Here is a 16680-nt window from a genome sequence, read left to right as displayed (position 1 = left end):
GCTACCTCGCCGGCCTCCACCTTCGAGGCGCGATGATCTGGATCAAGGACCTCACCAGAATCGCCACTTGATCACGACCAAATACGCGCCCTAGGTCCGGTCCCGGACCCCGGTCCAGGACCGGGGGTGTCGCACTTCCCCGGCGCGCCCCCTCACCGATCCCCCTGTTCCCCTTGCGTCCCGAGCGCAACACTGCCACCGTTCGAGTGGGGGACGATAGGATACAGACCGATCTGTTAAAATTTCTCGAGCGGGCTCGCCGGCTCGGGCGAACGAGAGGGGACGGCGGCGACATGGCGCAGCAGGAACGCGGTAAACGGTCACGGCAGTCGATCCTGGAAGCGGCCGCCCGCGTCTTCGACGAACGCGGCTACGAGGCGGCCAGCACCAACGAGATCCTGGCCCACACCGGGCTGACCCGCGGCTCGCTGTACCACCACTTCCCGTCCAAGGAAGCCATCGCGCTCGCCCTGGTCGACGCCCACGCGGAGGCCCTCGCCCCGCCCGACCACCCGGTGCGCATCCAGGCGATGATCGACCTGACGCTGCGCTTCGCGGACCGGCTGCGGACCGACCCGGTGCTGCGGGCGAGCGTGCGCCTGACGATCGAACAGACCTCGTTCGGCTACCCGCCGCTGACGGCGTACGAGCAGTCGGTCGAGACCGTCCTGGGCCTGCTGAAGCAGGCCGAGGCGCAGAACGAGCTGCTCCCCGGCACCGACGTGCATGCCGCGACGGCCACCATCGTCGGGTCCTTCACCGGCCTGCAGATCATGTCCCGGGCCTACTCGGACCGCCAGGACCTGCCCGAACGGGTCGGCGCCTTCTGGGACTTCCTGCTCCCCGGCCTGGTCATCCCGGGCCTGCTCGGCCGCCTGCGGACGACGCCGCCGATCCCGGTGGCCGTCGCCTCCTGACCACTCTCCCACCCCCCGTGCGGGTGCCCCGCGGCCGTCGGCCGCGGGGCACCCGTGCGTCCGGACATCTTGTGCTCAGTTCGCGCCGGCCGGCTCGGTGTCCGCGCCCAGCACCGTGACGGCGGCGGACGGCGGCACCCGCACCTGCACGCCGGCCGGGGTGTCGCAGAGCGGGCGCAGCAGCCGCCACATCCGCTCCGAGGCGGCGGCCTCCCACCAGGCGGCGTCGGCCCGGCCCAGCGACTCCAGGCCGGCGGCCACCACCACCATCAGGTCCGCCAGGTCCTCGCCCGCGGAGCGCCCGTCGTGCGCCTCCACCAGCCGGGCCCGCACCTCGGCCAGTAGCTCGTCGCGCAGCTGCGGCGGACGCTCCGAGCCGTCCACGGCCAGCCGCAGGCCGGCCCGGACGATCTCCTCCCCCGCCACGGCGCCGAACAGCGCGACCAGGAAGCGCTCGGGGGCCCCGGCGGGCTCCCCCTCGAAGGCCGCCTCCATCAGGGTCAGCACCCGCGCCCTGGCCTGCGCGTAGACCTCCGCGACCAGCTCGGCGGTGGAGGCGAAATGGTGGTACAGCGCACCGCGGGTCACCCCCGCCCGGGCACAGATGTTGACCAGTCCGGCATCGGCGAGCGCCCCGTTGGCGATCAGCTCCGCCGTGGCCTCGACCAGGGTCTGCCGTGTCTGGCTGGACCGCGTCTGCATCTGGGCACCTGCCTTCTCTCCCGGACCCACCTATCCGCACGCACGGCAAAGCCGCCGTAGGCCGTGCCGACCTGCGCGCCCCCGCGCCAAATCATACAACCATGCCTGTTTTATCGGACCCCCCGTATGCAGAACAAGTCCACCGAACCCTTGTTGACCCCTCAACCAACCGCACCGTACTGGGAGTTGTCATATCAGCCCCCCACAAACCGGAGCCCCACCCCACCAGATAATCAAACAACCTTGCACGTAAAACCCCCGCACCCCACCACCCCCGCACCCCCACCGACCCCCGACCCCACCGCCCCGCCGGCATCCCCCTCCGGCACCACGCCGAAAAAGGCGAAAGCCCGGACCACGAGGAACGTGATCCGGGCTTTCGCCGTCCGAGCCGCCGATGGGATTCGAACCCATGACCTACGCATTACGAGACCACGAGGCTTCGTGACGGCTGGTACCGGATCGTGCTCCACCGTACCGTTCTGCCTGATCAGAGCACATGCGGCTCGTTGACCTGCCCCGCCCCGTGTTACCTCGTCCAAAGGCGTCCGGCCGCACACCGGCCGCACATGGCCACACCGAGGCCCCCAATTCGGCCAACATCCAGGATGTTGGCACTCCACAACCGGGCGGCGCCGGCCCGATATAGCCGCTGCCCCGGAAGAGCAGACCTTCCGGGGCAGCCAACGGACGCTACTTACGAGCCCGCACTCGGCTTCGACGACGGCGCGCGCCGGTGCCGGGCTCGACCTGAGCCGGCGGGTTGTCCTCCGATGCCGGGAAGAGCAGGCCGGCAAACTCAAGCACGTCACCACGAACACCAGGGCTCTTACGGGAGAACCACTCCAGGACGAGCAGCTTCAGCAGGACGGTGACGAGCAGCGTGGCCACGCCGATCACCACCACCTGCCACAGCGCCAGACCGGTGGCGTAGGCGCCGACCGACGCCGCTCCGACACCGAGGCCGGACTTGAACGAGATGAACGCCATGACTGATTCCTCCGGTTTCCGCGTCGGCCCCTGGGCCGATCGGCGAACTGTTGACGAGGACCAGGGAACCTCTCGGCACTGAGCTCACCAACGACACTCGTCCTGAGTTCAATTCAGCTGCCAAATCCGATAGTTAACCGTCACTCAGATCTGGCACACGCTACTGTTCTGCCATGTCGGACGGACTTGCCGGACAGCAGGCTCCCTACGTGGCCGCGCTGGGAGAACTGACGGTGCACAGCGAGGCCGGTGGGACGACCCGGCTCTCCGAGGGGCCCGCCGCGCTGCTCCTACGGCTCGTCTTCGCCCAAGGAGCCCCACTGCACGGCGAACACCTCCTGACGGTGATGCCGCGCGGCGGCAGCATCAATGCCCTCTCCCAGACGGCCAAGATCGTTCGGGACGCTCTCAGCCCCCACGGGGTGGTCCTGCCGAACAAACTGAACGGCGCCTACTCGCTCCCCAAGGGGCAGCTCCGGTTGGACGCCCTGGAGTTCCCCGGCCTGGTGGCACGGTTGGGCCAGGATCCCAGTGTCGAGGACCTGGTACCCCTGCTCGCGATCTGGCGCGGTGACCCCGAGATCGTCCACTGCGGCATCGACAGGCGCCACTGGCAGAAGGCGCTCGATGCCCGCAGCAAGGTCGTCGAGGCGGCAGGCCGCCTGTTCGAGCAGGGCCATGACGTCGAGGGCTGGCTGGCCTTCGTCGAACGGTTCCCCACGGATCCCGCCGTGCGGACTGCGGACACCCTGCACCCGGGCCGGGTTCCTTCGGCCCGGCCGCGGCTGTTGATCGTCGAGGATCATCCGGGCATGGCCGAGTCCCTCGTCAAGTGGCTCAGGCACTACGACACCACCGTGGCGCACAGCATGTCGGAGTACTTCCAGCTCCTGGCTGACCGCCCCCCGTTGTTCGACGGCGCTCTCGTCGATCGCCACCTCACCGAGAGCAACGACGACCAGGATGGTTACGAAGTCCTCCTCGACCTCAAGGAGCGCGGGATTCCCCGTATCCTGCTCACCGCCTACTTCCCCGGTGGCAATGTCGAGGCCAGGCGCAAGGCTCTGACCGAACGCTTCGGCCTGTCGGGGATCTGCATCAAGGGCGGAGGCGAGGATTTCGACCTCGACCTCCGCCATACCGTGCGACAGATGCTCGGCCGAGGCTGATCAACCTGACGGACCGCTACGGGGTGCCGACTGCGGACACCGGCAGTTCGATCCTGGCGTGGGCACCGCCGAGTTCCTCTGAGCCGGGCAGGAACTCGAGTGTGCCGTTGTGCCGTTCGATGAAACCTCGCGTGTCCTGCACACCACGGCCGCTGCCCCGAGGATGTGGCACCACTGGCCCGGCGCTCCAGTCGGCCCGGTTGTTGAGGCCCGGCAGATACTCTGCGGGAATGCCGGCCCCGTTGTCCTCGATGTCGATCCTTGCCACGGACTTCATCGCCCCGTCGGCACCTCGGCGGACCAGCCCGAGAGTAATCCGGATCCGGCCGTCGGGTCGGTCCTGCACTTCACGCAGCGCGTTGTCGAGAAGATTGCCCACCGCGATCCTGAGCTGCGGGCCGCTTCCCCAGACCACCACCCTGTCGTCAGCTTCGACGTCCAGGTCGACCTCCACGTGGGCGGGCGCATCGTTGAAGACGCCGTTGCGACAGCGTTTGAGCTCGATCCCCAGATCGATGGCCTCAGGTCGAAGGTCCTTCAGAAGCGCCGTGCGGTCCCGAGTGCGCCGCTCGGTCTCCCTGGCGGACGCCAATGACTGCTGCAACCCGCGCAGTTGTTCCGACAGATCCTCCCCGTCCCGGCCCGCTCGAACCAGCCGTTCAACCTGCCCGGCCATGCCGGTCAGGTCGTTGGTCAGCTTGTGGCCATAGGAGTCACGGACGGCCAGGAGTTCCAGCTCCGCATTCCGGTCGCTGCGGACCTGGCGGTCGGCAAGGTCCCACAGGTCCTTCGCGAGCCGTGCCTCCAGCACAAACGGGTCCGGTCCTCCGAGCAGCGCGGCCAGACCCGGTCCGTGCCACCGGTACCGGCGGGCATCGGCCTCCTGCTCCTCGTTCAGGAACCCGGCGGCGACCACCCGGGACAACGCAGCTTCGAACTCCACCGGAAGGCGGCCATCCTCCGACCGCGGCACCTCGGCGGCGCTCTCGACCACCAATTCGACGTCGTCTACCGACAATTGCGTGTTCGGGTCGTCGCGAACGAGGAGCAGGACCGCCCACAGGACCGCCGCCGCTTCCCGGTCCGTACCGAGGAACGCAGCGGCGACCACCGCGTCGCGGAAGGCGGTCTGTGCCACGGCGTCGGCCCGCCACTCGTCGAGTGTGACCAGTGTCAGTTCGGCGGGCCGGTTGTCGTCCGGCAGCAGCCCGGCCAGGGCGGCCCGCAGGGCGAGCGGGTGGCCGCTGGTGTCGTAGAGCAGCGCGTCCACCATCGTCTCGCTGTAGCCGACGCCCAGCAGGTCGAGCCACCAGGCGACGTCTTCGCGCTCCTCGTGCGGGTGGGCGGTCGGCCCCTGCGGGTCGTCCGGGGGCTCCTGGCCGACCACGTCGACGACCCGCAGGCCCCGGCCAATCGCCCGCAGCAGGTGAACCGCCCGGTGGCTGCGGCGGGTCGCGTCGTCCTGGGCATCGGACGCCGCCAGCTGGAGCACCGTCCGGGCGTCCAGCACGGCCACGCCCGGCGGCCGCTGCGCCAGTTGCTCCGCACTCGCCTGTGTCTGCAACACCAGCCAGGCCGCCGGGCCCGGCTCCGTTGGCGCCCAGCTGTCCGGCCCCACGTACAGCCGGAGGCTGCGAGGCAGCGCCAGTTGGGGGATCCGCTGGTAGTCGGCCACCCCGGAGAGCCTGGTCTCGAATCCGCGCCCCTTCGCCTTGACGGGGTGCCGGGCGGCATCGGCACCGAGATGGGTGTCCAAGGCCTTCGCGAAACTCCGTACCCATTCCTCGGACGGTCCGTGGAAGAGCTCGTGCAGCGCCCGGACCAGGGCGGTCCCGGATTCGGTCCTGGGCCGCCAGCGGGTGTCGAACTCGGGGCGGGTGGCGGCCGATCCGTCGTACCAGGTCAGGATCTCTCCGAGCGGGGAGTCCGCCCACGGCCAAGCCCTCCGAGACGGGACAGTGCTCGGGCCGCCCGCCGGATCTGGTGACGGGCCAGCGGTCAAGAGCCTTTCCGCGGCGGCTAGTTCACCGTGATCCAGACAGTTCTGGACCGCTCGCCGCCACCCCTCACGGGCCGGATCGGAGCTCTCGCTGTCGGTGCGCTCCCAGTTGTCCTCCATAGCCACGTTCAGCCGGTCCGCCAGATCATCCCGCCACTGCCGCTCGGCCGTGTCCAGTTCCGTCCGCCACCGGTCCAACTCCGCCTCCGCGTCGGGCGCCCGCCGTTCGACGAGCTTCTCCAGCTCCTTCGAGGTGAGGGCCCCGTTGTGTCCGACCCGCGCGGCACGCCGACCGAGCTGGTCGAGACGCCGACCCAGGCGAGCTTTGGCCTCAGCGATAGCGGAGACCGTGGCTCCATCGGGATCGGACCAGTTCGGCACCCCCCGGACAGCCGTGAACTCCCCCGCTTCCAAGAGCGACCGTGCCGTCTGGTCGGGTGTCACGACCGGATGGGCCAGGCCTCGGGCGATGGCGTCGGCCGCCGCCACCGCGTCCAGTTCGCTCCCCTCCGGGGTCGTCGCATCGAGCGTCAGAAGCGCGGGGTAGCGCCACCGTTCCGACCAGCGGGCGATCAGGCCACGCGGAACGGACTGCGTGGCGGACGGGTCGTGCGGTTCGGACATCAGAAGGAGCCTCCCCAGTTCGCGACATGCTGCAGTCGGCGTAGCATCGCACGTGCCAGCACCGTTTCCGGGCCGTCCAGGGCGTCCGCGCCCGCGACGGCCGAAGGCAGGAGCTCGGCGAGCCTGCGGGCGGTCGGCGCGAAGTCGGCCAGCCGGCCGGAGTCCGCCGAACCGCCTGCGTCCAGCAGCCCGACCAAGGCGGCGGCGCCCTCACTGATCTCGGCGAGCCGGGCGACGAAGTTGGTCCGCTGGTTGTTCATCATGAGCGGCAGCTCGCGCGTCGACTCGACCGAGCGGGTGGCCCGGTCCAGGATGCGGTCCGCCTCGCCCGCCGGATGCGTGTGCAGCCACTGCCGGACGGCCTCCTCGTCCTTCCGGTCGAGGATGCTCCGGAGCTCGCCGAAGTCGCCATCGGGCCGGAACAGTTGGGCGTGGGTTCGGGTGCCGGACAGGAAGCGGAAGGTGACCTGTGCAGCGCGCTGATGGCGCCGGTCCAGCTCCTGCCAGGCAGCGGCGACATCGCGCCGGTGCATTTTGCCGTCGGTCAGAGCGACCAGCTCGGCCGTCGGTATCGGACCCAGCCCAGTGGCCGCGTGCTCCCTCGCCAGCCGGGACAACGCCGACCACGGTGCCGCGAGGTCAGGTTCCAAGAACCGCAGGGCATCGGCCGCGGCGTCGCCCTGACTCTCCACCAGAATCTCACTCGCACACAGGCAGGCCAGCGCGGCCGCCTCCGCGACGGCCCAGGGCCGGCCCGCGGCCAAGGACTCATTGATCTCCAGCGCCGCACGGTCGACTGCCTCGCCGAAGTAGGCGTCACCACGGGCGGCGGCCGCGAGCACGAGTGGCAACCGCGGCCTGATGTCGTCGCCCCGGATGGCGGCACGGAGCACCGTGGCCCCGGTGAACTCCTCGCGTTCCCAGAGGTCGCGCATCAGCCATCGCCGCCAGCGGCGGGCCTGCGACCCGTCGGGCTGCTGAGTGATCAGATGGGCGGCGGCCGGTCGCAGCAGGTGGTGCGCCTCGTTCTCGGACAGGGCGTTCAGCAACGACCAGGCCGTCTCCGAGTCATGCTCCAGCAGGCCGTCGAGATGGGACCGAGCCAGCGCCGCCAAGGCCACCGGATCGCCCGGCGGGGTCACCTGAGCTCCCTCATTGACCAACCGCTGGGCGTGGGACAGGGTCGGCTGCACCTCATCCTCGGGGTCGGCCGCCCGCTGCTCCGCTGAAAGCTCCGCGCCCTCCGACGCGGCCGCCCCGTGAACTGCCCTGGCCAGCTCCGCCGCCGCGTGCGGGTCGACCAGCCGCAGGCCGACCTCGCTGGGCATACGCCGGGGTACCCCGGGGGCCCGGGCCCCGACTGACAGCAGGTCGAAGCTGCCCACGAGTACCTCGTCGTCCCACACCATCACCCGGGCGTTGGTGGCCTGCTGGGTGACTTTCAGGTTTTTCCCCCCGTCGTGCGCGCGGAGCTCGGCCAGCAGTCGGCGCGGCCCCTCGGCCACGCCGGTGCCGTCGCCCTGTCTGCCGTGCGCGACGGTCACCTCGACGTCCGCGGCCAGGAGCCTGCCGATCGCGGCGGCGGTCCGGGAGTCGAACGCGTCGGGGCCGATCCGGGCCGACGACAGGATCAGCCTGGTCCGCGTGTTCCGCAGGGCCTGCCAGAGCGCTTCCCGGTGCGCCCCGTCGATCTGGACGACCGCTGACGGAAGCGACCTGGCCCGCAGCTCCCGCCGCAGGGCTGCCGCGTATTCCGTCCAGGCTTGGCTCCACATCAGGCGCACCGCCTTCGACAGGGGTGCCCCGTCCGCCGACGGCGGGGGCTCAACCGGCAGTTCGGGCACCCGCGGTTCCCAAGGAGCGCCCGCGCCTTCGCTTCGGTCGGCTGCGGAGCCGTCGTGTCCCAGCCGGAAGTCGCCGTGCCGCACCCGGACGCGCTGGCCTTCGAGGTAGTCCGGCACAGTCGTCCTGGACCAGTGCAGCAGTGCCTCAATGGGCTCGCAGGCCTCGGACGTCGGGGCTTCGATCCGCAGTCCCAGCTGGCGAGCACGGTTCTGCCGGTCTCGGCCTGCCCGCCCGTGCCGCGACGGCGACTGCGCGAGGAACGGAAAGCCAGTAACAAGCGCGGCACGATCGTCGCAGACCATCAGGCAGGCACGTGTCCGGCTCGGCCGGTACGACCAGACGAGATTTCCGCGGCCCTGCCGACGCAGGTCGGTCAGGAGGTTCTGGACTTCCTTGGGGAGCTCGCTGCGCTGGCTGTCCCCCCACAGCACGATCACCCGCACGCCGCCGAGCAGGGCGCGCTTCAACGGTTCAAATATTTCGTGCATGCGCTCGTACCCGAGCTGCGGGCATACCAGCACCAGTTGCTCCCGGGCCGACTCGATCAGGTCGGTCACGGCTTCATGGTGCCCGGCCGGGTCGACCACGACCTTCGTCCGGACCTCTGCCGCGACGCGCATGCGCAGCAGCTCCGTCACCTGCCGGGCCTGCCCGGCGAGCTCCCGGTGGCGCTGCCCGAGGGTGTCCTGGGCCGCCTCAGCGAGCGTACCGGCCGAGTGCTCGAAGCGGCTCAGAGCCGTTTCCAGCGAGGGTGTGTCCACGAGCTGGCCGTCGATGGCACGCCGGACCTGAGACGCGAAGGGGCTCTCGGGGGACTCATCCACGAGCCCCGCGATCTGGCTGAGCACCCGGAGTCGGCTCGTCGTGGGGAAGGACCCGTCCTCGGAGAAGAGCCGTACTCGCTGCGCGTCATGGTCCCAGCCAACGTTGATGCTCAACGGGAGCCAGCGCTGCTCTAGTGGAGGCCGCCGTACGGCCGGCACGATCTGGGCGGTGAGCACGCGCCTCTCGCGGGCTTGTAGGCCGGAGCGGTCGGAGCGGCGTTCCCGGCGCAGGTGCTCGTGCAACGCCTCTGCCAGCTCCGCGTGGGAGAACCCGTCCGCGACGCCCCAGTCGTCGGGCACCGGAACGACGACGTGGCCCTCCTGCGGGCGGGTGTGGCCCGCGACCGGCATCAGGGTGCCGGTGAGGCAGTCGACCATGAGCTGGTACTCGGCCCACTGCTCCTCCGCGCCCTCCAACGCGGCCAGCTTCTGCTGTGCGGCTTGGGACCGGACGTGGTCGGTCGCCCGCACCACACCGCGCGAGAGGTCGACTGTGATGTAGTTCTTGTGCCACAGGTCCGAGATGATGTCCAGGGTGAGCCGCTGGCCGAGTCCGAGGCTCCGCGCCAGCTCGTGGGCGCCGTAGACGGCGGCATCCGTGGAGTTGCCGTCGGGAAGTGTGAGCTTCTTCAGGACCACCAGTTCGATCGGGGAGACGAACTTGCCGTAGCCGAGGGTCACCTCGACCGGCACCACTACGCACGGCACACTGACGGTCATACTTCCCACTGCTGTTCCTCCCCCACCGGATGTCGGCGGCCGACCGCCGTCGCAACCCGGTCAGCCATTGAACACCTGCCCGGCGGGCAGGACCTTGCCGTGCTGTTCGAAGACACCGCAGACCTGCTTCCAGAATTCCACGCCGCTGTCGGCGAAGTGTGCGAAGTTCCCCACCAGCACGAGCAGTTGCCGGGCGCGTGAGCACATGACGTTGACCAGGTCGGGCTGGACCAGATGGCCGAGGTTCTTCCAGGGCCGGTCCAGCGAATCGGACCGGTTCCGGTCGCGGACCAGGGACACCACGACCGCCTCCGCCTCACGGCCCTGGAAGGCGTGCACGGTGTGCACGAAGGGCGCCAGGTCGTTCCGAGCCCGCAGCAGCTCGCTCTGCTGGCGGTACGGCGTCAGCAGAGCGAGGGCATCGTGGGTGATCGCGCCGTCCCGTGGCCGGGGTCGCGGGTCGAGTCTGGACACCAGCTCACCCACCACCTCGACCTCCCCCCGGTTCTTCCAGGCGGGCTCGTCATCGCACTCGGGCAGCGCTGCGGTGTCGAGCCAGATCAGCGACTGCCCAGCCAGCCAGCGCGGCGCGGTGAAGCGGTGCGGGTCGTCGGTCTTGCCAGTGCGGATGAGCCCCCGTCTGGGCGGTGCTTTGGGGTCGGGGTCGGGGTAGAAGACCTGGCTGATCAGTTCGCCGATCGGCCGGTTCATCCGGAACTGGGTGTCGAGCACCCGGACCGGACGGGACAGCTCCGTGCCTGCCAGCCCCGACGCCGAGGCAGGCTGATCGAAAAGACTGCCGAAGAGATTGAAGACACGCAGGTACTCGGCGCTGCGGGAGCCGTGCAGCGCCAGCGTGGGGTCGGAATGGCCCACGCATCCTTGCAGGAAGCGCTCGACGTCGATCCGCCGGTGGGCCGGGAGTTGATGGTGGTCGCCGATCAGGGTCCACCGCAGCCCTTGGGACAGCGGAATGGCGATCTCCGTCGGCCAGGCCTTGGCCGCCTCCTCGATCAGCACCCAGTCGAACGGATCGGCGTTGCCGGTCACGGACATGTGCTCGGGGTCCGCCGACGAGCAGGTCGCGAACACCAGGTTGGCCGACCGACGGATGCGATCCGTCAGCTCGGGCACCGCCTTGGCGGCCACTCCACGCCATTCCCGCAGCAACGACTGCTCGTCGTCGGACAGGCCGGGTTCCTTGCTCGCCCTGTCCGCGAAGCGCTGCAGGTTGTGCGACCTCTGCTCGGCCAGGGCGGCCGGCCGGAAGGGCTGCAACCGCTTGCTGACCCGGTCAGCGGAGGAGGACGTGATGACCCGCAGCGCGATCACGTCCCCGGTGACCAGGTCGTCCGTGGGCTCCCCGGCCTCCGTGTCCGGCGAAGCCAGCCGGTCGAGGATCCGCGCGGCCAGGTTGTCCAGCGCCCAGTTGGACTGGGCGGAGACCAGGACCCGGGCGGCGGGCTCCTGCCGGAGATAGGCGACGACGGCACGCGCGGTCATCTCGGTCTTCCCGGTCCCGGGCGGCCCCTGCAGAGCGAAGAACGGTTGGGAGACCAGCATGTCGGTGACCGCGTCGCCACCGACCAGGCCGGCGCCGGCGTCCTTCCACCGTTCCGGCAGGCCGCGGATCGTGGTCGGATTCTGCAGCTGCTGGAGGAGCACCTTGTTGTCCAGCAGCTTCCAACGCGCGTGCAGCTGACGGCGGTAAGCGACCGAACTGCCCAGGTCCCCGGCGGGCCGGATCCACCCGCGCTCCGGGAACTTGCGGGCATCACCCCGCAACCGGACCCGGATCGCCTGCTCGCCTTGCTGCCCGTCCAAGCTGACCAGGGTCTGAGGGCCACGCGGATAGCGAGGCGCGCCGTTGCGGTCCTCCAGTACCTCGATGTCCCCGCCCTCCTCCGAGTTGCCGAAGGCCGCGAAGAAGTCCCCCATCGCCGGACGGAGCTGGGGGTCGGAGAAATAGCTGGTGAGCATCCCGGTACGATGCTTGCGCGCGTCATCGCGGTCGATGTCGAGGCGCAGTGTTAGGTACCGGCCGCCGACCGTCTCGCGGTCGACGACATAGGCGTACTCCCGGGCCTGCAGCTCCACCTCCTGGAAGCTCAGCAGCCAGTCGAACGCCTGCTCGTAGAGGAGATCGGTGGGCGAGTCGACCACGGCCCGCGCGATGGCCTCGATCAGCGGAGTCCACTTGGGCCGGCCGCTCCGAGCCGCCTCGAACTCTCCCGGGTGGATGTCGTGTGCCACTGCGTCGACCGAGGGAACGGTGCGGTTAAACCTGGACCGGGCGCTGTCCTCCTTGATCGCCCGGCCTGCCGAACTTCCCATGTCAACTTGGTACTTGATGACAAGCGTGTCGTCGGTCGGCGGGCCCAGCGCAGTGCCCAGCGGACTGTACGGTCGCCACCTGTCGCAGAACCAGGCCGCTCGCTTCCCGATCAGGAGGTACTGTGCGCCTTGCTTGGACTTACGGTCGCCGCTCACGATATACGGCAACGCGCCGTGCGGTGCGTGCACCAGGCGGGCCCCACGGAGGTCCTTCTCGATCAGTTCGGTGAGCTCGTACCGGCCTTCCAGGCTCTCCGGATCGTGCGTTAGCCACCCCCAGTGGTAGAGCGTCTGCCGGGACTCTGCGGGCAGGAACGTCACCAGGTACGGCTTCTGGACGTCCGCTGCCTCGTTCCAGTAGGCCGACAACTCCTCGTAGTGACTGCTGATCCGCGTCACCACCTCGAAGCTCGTGGGCCGTGCACTGTGGTCGGCGGAGAGCATGTCGACAAGCAGCAACCGGAGTTGCTCGGGCAGGTCCCGGTGCCGCTCCAGGGCCTGCCGGAGCGCTGCGTGCCGGTTCCGCGCCCACTGCGGCAGTTCTGCGGCCCCGGCACCCGCCGCATCAACGCCGGACGGCGTGGCCGGGCCCGGCTTCTCGGGCAGGAACCACTCCGCGACGGTGGCGGCGAGGCTGAAAACGTCAGAACTCTGGCCGTCGGCGGCCTCGGCGCCCTTTTCGGGGAACAGGTAGGCCAACCGCTCAGGAGCACAGTAAGCCAAGGCTTCGGCGTCCTGGCCGAGTAGGAGCCGCGTGACCTCCTTCGGCGCTTCCTCGCTGTCCATCTCCGTGGCCCGGAGCAGATTCCCGATGATCGCGCTCATCTCGAACCGGGACAGCCGGAGCTGCAACCGCTCGGGGCCTGCGGGCATGACCGGGTCGTGATGGACGTCGATACTGCCGGGCCACAGGTTCCGATGCACGATCCGCTGGCCGTGGAGCACAGACAGGGCATCGGCGAGGAAGAAGAACTGTCGCACCGCCACCGCTGGCTCCGCCCGGAGCCCCTCCACCAGTCGCGCGTCCGCCAAGCTGGCCACAGCCCCCTTGGTCACCACATACGCGAACCCGCTGATGTTGAAGCCCGCCGCGCCGGTCGCTGCACTGTCCCGGTATCCGCCGGTGACGATCTCCGGCAGTGCCGGGTGCCGCAGCGCGGCCGCCCGCAACAGGACGCGCACCTCCTGCTCCCACAAATGACCCGCGATGGCGGAGATACCCCGGTACAGCTGGAGCGTCACCGGGAACTTCGAGGCGTCGATGAGGTCATAGCGGTACAGAGCTTCAGGGATCAGCTCATGGCCGCACTCCTCGACGCTCTTCCCGGCGAGCGCCTTGTACCGTCCGACTGCAGTCATGGGATCGCAGAAAAAGTACTCGACCAGCCGGTCCATCTCGGCCGTTCCCACGGCGCCTCCCCCAGTCCGCACACCGTCAGCGCCACCCATAGATAGCGCATCTGGGCCTGTACCGGGCTTCTTTCTGCGGAACTGGGTACCCTCGATTCACTCGTTGCCGAGGTCCGCATGCGCCACATCAAGCCTCAGTGCGACCCACACGGCAGCCATGAAGCAGCGATCACCCCGCGCTCCACCGACCGCTAGTTGTTGGACCTGTACAGCGGCAGCGCCCACAACTGACCTCGTGAGCACGCTGCAGACGGCCCACCTGGCAACCACTCTGCAGCGACGGCCGCACAATGGCCGCACGTCGCACCCGGCAGTGCGTCAGGCGGAGCGGAATCTGAGACAAAAGGGCAGGTCAAAGGAAGCCAACCGGTGAACTATAACGCTGGCGTACCGACGACCTACGCATTGCGATGCATAGGGCCCCGGTGCCCGATTCGCCTCGAATCCCAAGGCCGACGGCACAGAAAAACCCCAGGTCAGCGGCCTGACCTGGGGTTCATCATGGAGCCGCCTATGGGATTCGAACCCATGACCTACGCATTACGAGTGCGTTGCTCTGGCCAACTGAGCTAAGGCGGCGCCGAAGCCGGTCGGACCGGCCCCGTGGGGGCAAGGTTCGCATCGGCAACGCGGGCCAGTCTACACAGTTTCCGGAGGTGATCCGCACGGGGCGCGGGGCGGCCGGGGTCAGGCGGAGGAGACCGCGAGCTTCGCGGCGAAGCCGGCGAAGAGGACGGCGACGGAGGAGGTGAGGCCGGCGGAGAGGCGCTTGCGGCGGCGGAAGGCGGTGGCGAGCGTGGTGCCGGTGAAGATCAGCAGGGAGAGGTAGAGGAAGGAGAAGGTCTGCAGGACGCCGCCGAGCAGGGCGAAGGAGAGGGCCGGGGCGCCGTAGGAGGTGTCGACGAACTGGGTGAAGAAGGAGAGCAGGAAGAGGATCGCCTTGGGGTTGAGCAGGCTGATCACCAGGGCCCGCCGGAAGGGCCGCTCGGCGTCCTCGCCGGCCGCGCCGTCCTCCGCCGCGACCGCCGCGGGCTGCGCGCGCTCGCGCCACATCTGCCGGGCGGCCCGCAGCATGCCGAGGCCGATCCAGAGCAGGTACGCCGCGCCGCCGAACTTGACCACCGCGAAGACCGCGGGGTTGGCCCGGAGCAGCGAGGCGGCCCCGAGCGAGGTCAGGCTGATCAGGACGAGGTCGCCGAGGAAGACACCGCAGGCGGCGCGGTAGCCGGTGCGGACGCCCTTGCGGGCGGCGACCGAGAGCACGTAGAGGGAGTTGGGTCCGGGCAGCAGGACGATGACCAGTGCGCCGAGGACGTAGGTGGCCAGGTCGTGGACTCCGAGCACTGCGGTCTCCAGGAGGCGGGCGGGAGCGGGTACGCCGAAGGGGCTGCGCCATGGTAGCTGCCAGCCCCTTCGTACGTGGACACTCCTGACATGACTGATCGGACACAGTCCCGGCGAGCAGGCGGACAGCCTGGCCGAAAGACCGGTCGGTCAGTCGGTGCAGACCTTCCCGTTGGCCGGAGCCTCCCCGCCGAGCAGGTAGCGGTTGACCGAGTCGTCGATGCAGGTGTTGCGCCGCTGGTAGGCGGTGTGACCGTCGCCCTCGTAAGTGAGCAGCCGCCCGGACTCCAGCTGCCCGGCCAGCGACTTCGCCCAGGCGTACGGGGTGGCCGGGTCCCGGGTGGTGCCGACGACCAGGATCGGGTCGGCCCCGGCGGCCCGGACGGTGTGCGGGGCACCGGTCGCCTTGACCGGCCAGTACGCGCAGCCGAGCGCCATCCAGGCCATGTCCCGGCCGAAGTGCGGCGCCGCCTTCTCGAACGCGGGCACCGCCGCGGTGACCCCGGCCGGGTCGGCGAACGGGGCGGGCAGGTCGAGGCAGTTGACCGCCATGTTGGCGAACATCAGGTTCTCGTAGCTGCCGTCCTTGGAGCGCCCGTAGTACTGGTCGGCGAGCTTCAGCAGCCCGCTCCCGTCACCGGCCTGGGCGGTGGTGAGCGCCGAGCGCAGGTACGGCCAGAGCGCCTCGGCGTACATCGCCTGGGCCACGCCGGTGAGCGCCAGCGCCTCGGTCAGCGGCCGGGTCTCCTCGGTCGGCAGCGGCTGCGCGTCGAGCTTCTTGAACAGCGCGGTCAGCCGGTCCCCGGCCTCCTGCTCGGTGCGGCCGACGGGGCAGTCGCTGCGCTTGACGCAGTCCTTCGCGAACGCCTTCCAGGCGGTCTCGAAGCCCCCGGCCTGGGCCAGGTTGCCGGCCGCGGCGTCCAGCGACGGGTCCATCGCGCCGTCCAGCACCACCTTGCCGACCTTGCTCGGGAACAGTCCGGCGTAGGTGGCGCCCAGGAAGGTGCCGTACGACTTGCCGACGTAGTTGAGCTTCCGGTCCCCCACCAGCGCCCGCAGCACGTCCATGTCCCGGGCCGCCTCGACGGTCGAGACGTGGCCCAGCAGGTCGCCGGCCCTGCTCGCGCAGCCGGCCGCGAACTCCTTGTCGACGGCCACCAGGGCGTCGGTCTCGGCCCGGTCGTCGGGGGTGAGGTCGGTGGCGGTGTAGGTGTCCATCCGGTCACCGGCCAGGCAGGTGATCGGCGCGGACTTCCCCACCCCGCGCGGGTCGAAGCCCACCAGGTCGTAGCCGGCCCGGACGCCGGAGTCGTAGCGGCCCGCGATGCTCTGCACGTACTCGACGGCGGAGCCGCCCGGGCCGCCCGGGTTGAGCAGCAGCGAGCCCAGCCGGTGCGCCTTGTCGGCCGCCGGGCGGCGGATCGCGGCCAGCACCACGTCGTGGCCGTCGCCGGGGTGCGCGTAGTCCAGCGGCACCTTGAAGGTGCTGCACTCGAAGTCCGACTCGCACGCCTTCCAGCTCAACTGCTGGGCGTAGTAAGGGGCGAGAGCGGCCGACGGCTCAACGGGCAGCGGCTCCAACGGGGTCGCGCCGGCCGCCGGCGAGGACGAGGCGCCGGGCAGGCTGTCGGCGGACTTGCCGGGGGCGGCGCCCGGCGCCGGATGGCCCGAGGTGCAGCCCGCGAGCAGCAGCGAGGCCACGGCCACCAGCGCGGCGGCGGGCACCAGCCCGGTGCGGGCGACTCTCATCAGTTGGGTCCTCTCCCCTCGGCGCGGACCGGCCCTGCCAGCCCGACGGCCCC

At 70.1% G+C, this 16680-nt stretch carries 9 protein-coding genes and 1 tRNA gene; 2 read left to right on the top strand and 8 right to left on the bottom strand.

The window, feature by feature from the left end; genetic code table 11:
• The first annotated feature begins 293 nt into the window (after positions 1–293).
• Positions 294–917, top strand: a complete 624-nt coding sequence (locus ACIOHG_RS32955; protein ID WP_400956082.1) for a ScbR family autoregulator-binding transcription factor — start codon at positions 294–296, stop codon at positions 915–917.
• 75 nt (positions 918–992) lie between these two features.
• On the opposite strand, the gene ACIOHG_RS32950 is transcribed toward ACIOHG_RS32955, so the two are convergent.
• Both ACIOHG_RS32950 and ACIOHG_RS32945 read right to left on the bottom strand, forming a co-directional pair.
• Positions 993–1619: a TetR family transcriptional regulator gene (locus ACIOHG_RS32950; protein WP_400956080.1), complete on the bottom strand. Its 627-nt coding sequence runs from the start codon at positions 1617–1619 to the stop codon at positions 993–995.
• Between the two features lie 693 nt (positions 1620–2312).
• Complete coding sequence (locus tag ACIOHG_RS32945) at positions 2313–2609, bottom strand: hypothetical protein (protein WP_400956078.1); 297 nt, start codon at positions 2607–2609, stop codon at positions 2313–2315.
• Between the two features lie 173 nt (positions 2610–2782).
• Between ACIOHG_RS32945 and ACIOHG_RS32940 the strand changes: the two genes are divergently transcribed.
• Positions 2783–3778 (top strand): hypothetical protein, encoded by a 996-nt coding sequence (locus ACIOHG_RS32940; protein WP_400956076.1) that lies wholly within the window; start codon positions 2783–2785, stop codon positions 3776–3778.
• A gap of 16 nt (positions 3779–3794) precedes the next feature.
• On the opposite strand, the gene ACIOHG_RS32935 is transcribed toward ACIOHG_RS32940, so the two are convergent.
• The 6 genes from ACIOHG_RS32935 to ACIOHG_RS32910 all read right to left on the bottom strand — a co-directional run bounded on the left by ACIOHG_RS32935 (position 3795) and on the right by ACIOHG_RS32910 (position 16627).
• Positions 3795–6401, bottom strand: coding sequence for a sensor histidine kinase (locus ACIOHG_RS32935; RefSeq protein WP_400956074.1), 2607 nt, complete (start codon positions 6399–6401; stop codon positions 3795–3797).
• Positions 6401–9790, bottom strand: coding sequence for a hypothetical protein (locus ACIOHG_RS32930; RefSeq protein WP_400956072.1), 3390 nt, complete (start codon positions 9788–9790; stop codon positions 6401–6403). The genes ACIOHG_RS32935 and ACIOHG_RS32930 overlap by 1 nt, the downstream gene beginning before the upstream one ends.
• Before the next feature lie 60 nt (positions 9791–9850).
• Positions 9851–13534: an AAA domain-containing protein gene (locus tag ACIOHG_RS32925; protein ID WP_400956071.1), complete on the bottom strand. Its 3684-nt coding sequence runs from the start codon at positions 13532–13534 to the stop codon at positions 9851–9853.
• Between the two features lie 502 nt (positions 13535–14036).
• Positions 14037–14113: transfer RNA gene (locus tag ACIOHG_RS32920), tRNA-Thr, on the bottom strand.
• A 108-nt stretch (positions 14114–14221) separates the two neighbouring features.
• The gene (leuE, locus tag ACIOHG_RS32915) at positions 14222–14878 is read right to left on the bottom strand and encodes a leucine efflux protein LeuE (protein ID WP_400956070.1); all 657 of its coding nucleotides are present in this window, start codon (positions 14876–14878) and stop codon (positions 14222–14224) included.
• A gap of 150 nt (positions 14879–15028) precedes the next feature.
• Positions 15029–16627, bottom strand: coding sequence for an alpha/beta hydrolase (locus ACIOHG_RS32910; RefSeq protein ID WP_400956068.1), 1599 nt, complete (start codon positions 16625–16627; stop codon positions 15029–15031).
• Positions 16628–16680: the final 53 nt, after the last annotated feature.

It is taken from the genome of Kitasatospora sp. NPDC088134, from assembly GCF_044741705.1.
In the GTDB taxonomy this organism is placed as follows: Bacteria; Actinomycetota; Actinomycetes; order Streptomycetales; family Streptomycetaceae; genus Kitasatospora.
The sequence above is the reverse complement of the archived record's forward strand: the minus strand, read 5'-3'. Positions and strand labels throughout refer to the sequence as shown.

What these genes read in the sequence shown, in the direction of transcription:
- ACIOHG_RS32955 (WP_400956082.1), top strand. Translation starts at nt 294, where the DNA reads ATGGCGCAGCAGGAACGCGGTAAACGGTCACGGCAGTCGATCCTGGAA.
- ACIOHG_RS32950 (WP_400956080.1), bottom strand. Translation starts at nt 1,619, where the DNA reads ATGCAGACGCGGTCCAGCCAGACACGGCAGACCCTGGTCGAGGCCACG.
- ACIOHG_RS32945 (WP_400956078.1), bottom strand. Translation starts at nt 2,609, where the DNA reads ATGGCGTTCATCTCGTTCAAGTCCGGCCTCGGTGTCGGAGCGGCGTCG.
- ACIOHG_RS32940 (WP_400956076.1), top strand. Translation starts at nt 2,783, where the DNA reads ATGTCGGACGGACTTGCCGGACAGCAGGCTCCCTACGTGGCCGCGCTG.
- ACIOHG_RS32935 (WP_400956074.1), bottom strand. Translation starts at nt 6,401, where the DNA reads ATGTCCGAACCGCACGACCCGTCCGCCACGCAGTCCGTTCCGCGTGGC.
- ACIOHG_RS32930 (WP_400956072.1), bottom strand. Translation starts at nt 9,790, where the DNA reads ATGACCGTCAGTGTGCCGTGCGTAGTGGTGCCGGTCGAGGTGACCCTC.
- ACIOHG_RS32910 (WP_400956068.1), bottom strand. Translation starts at nt 16,627, where the DNA reads ATGAGAGTCGCCCGCACCGGGCTGGTGCCCGCCGCCGCGCTGGTGGCC.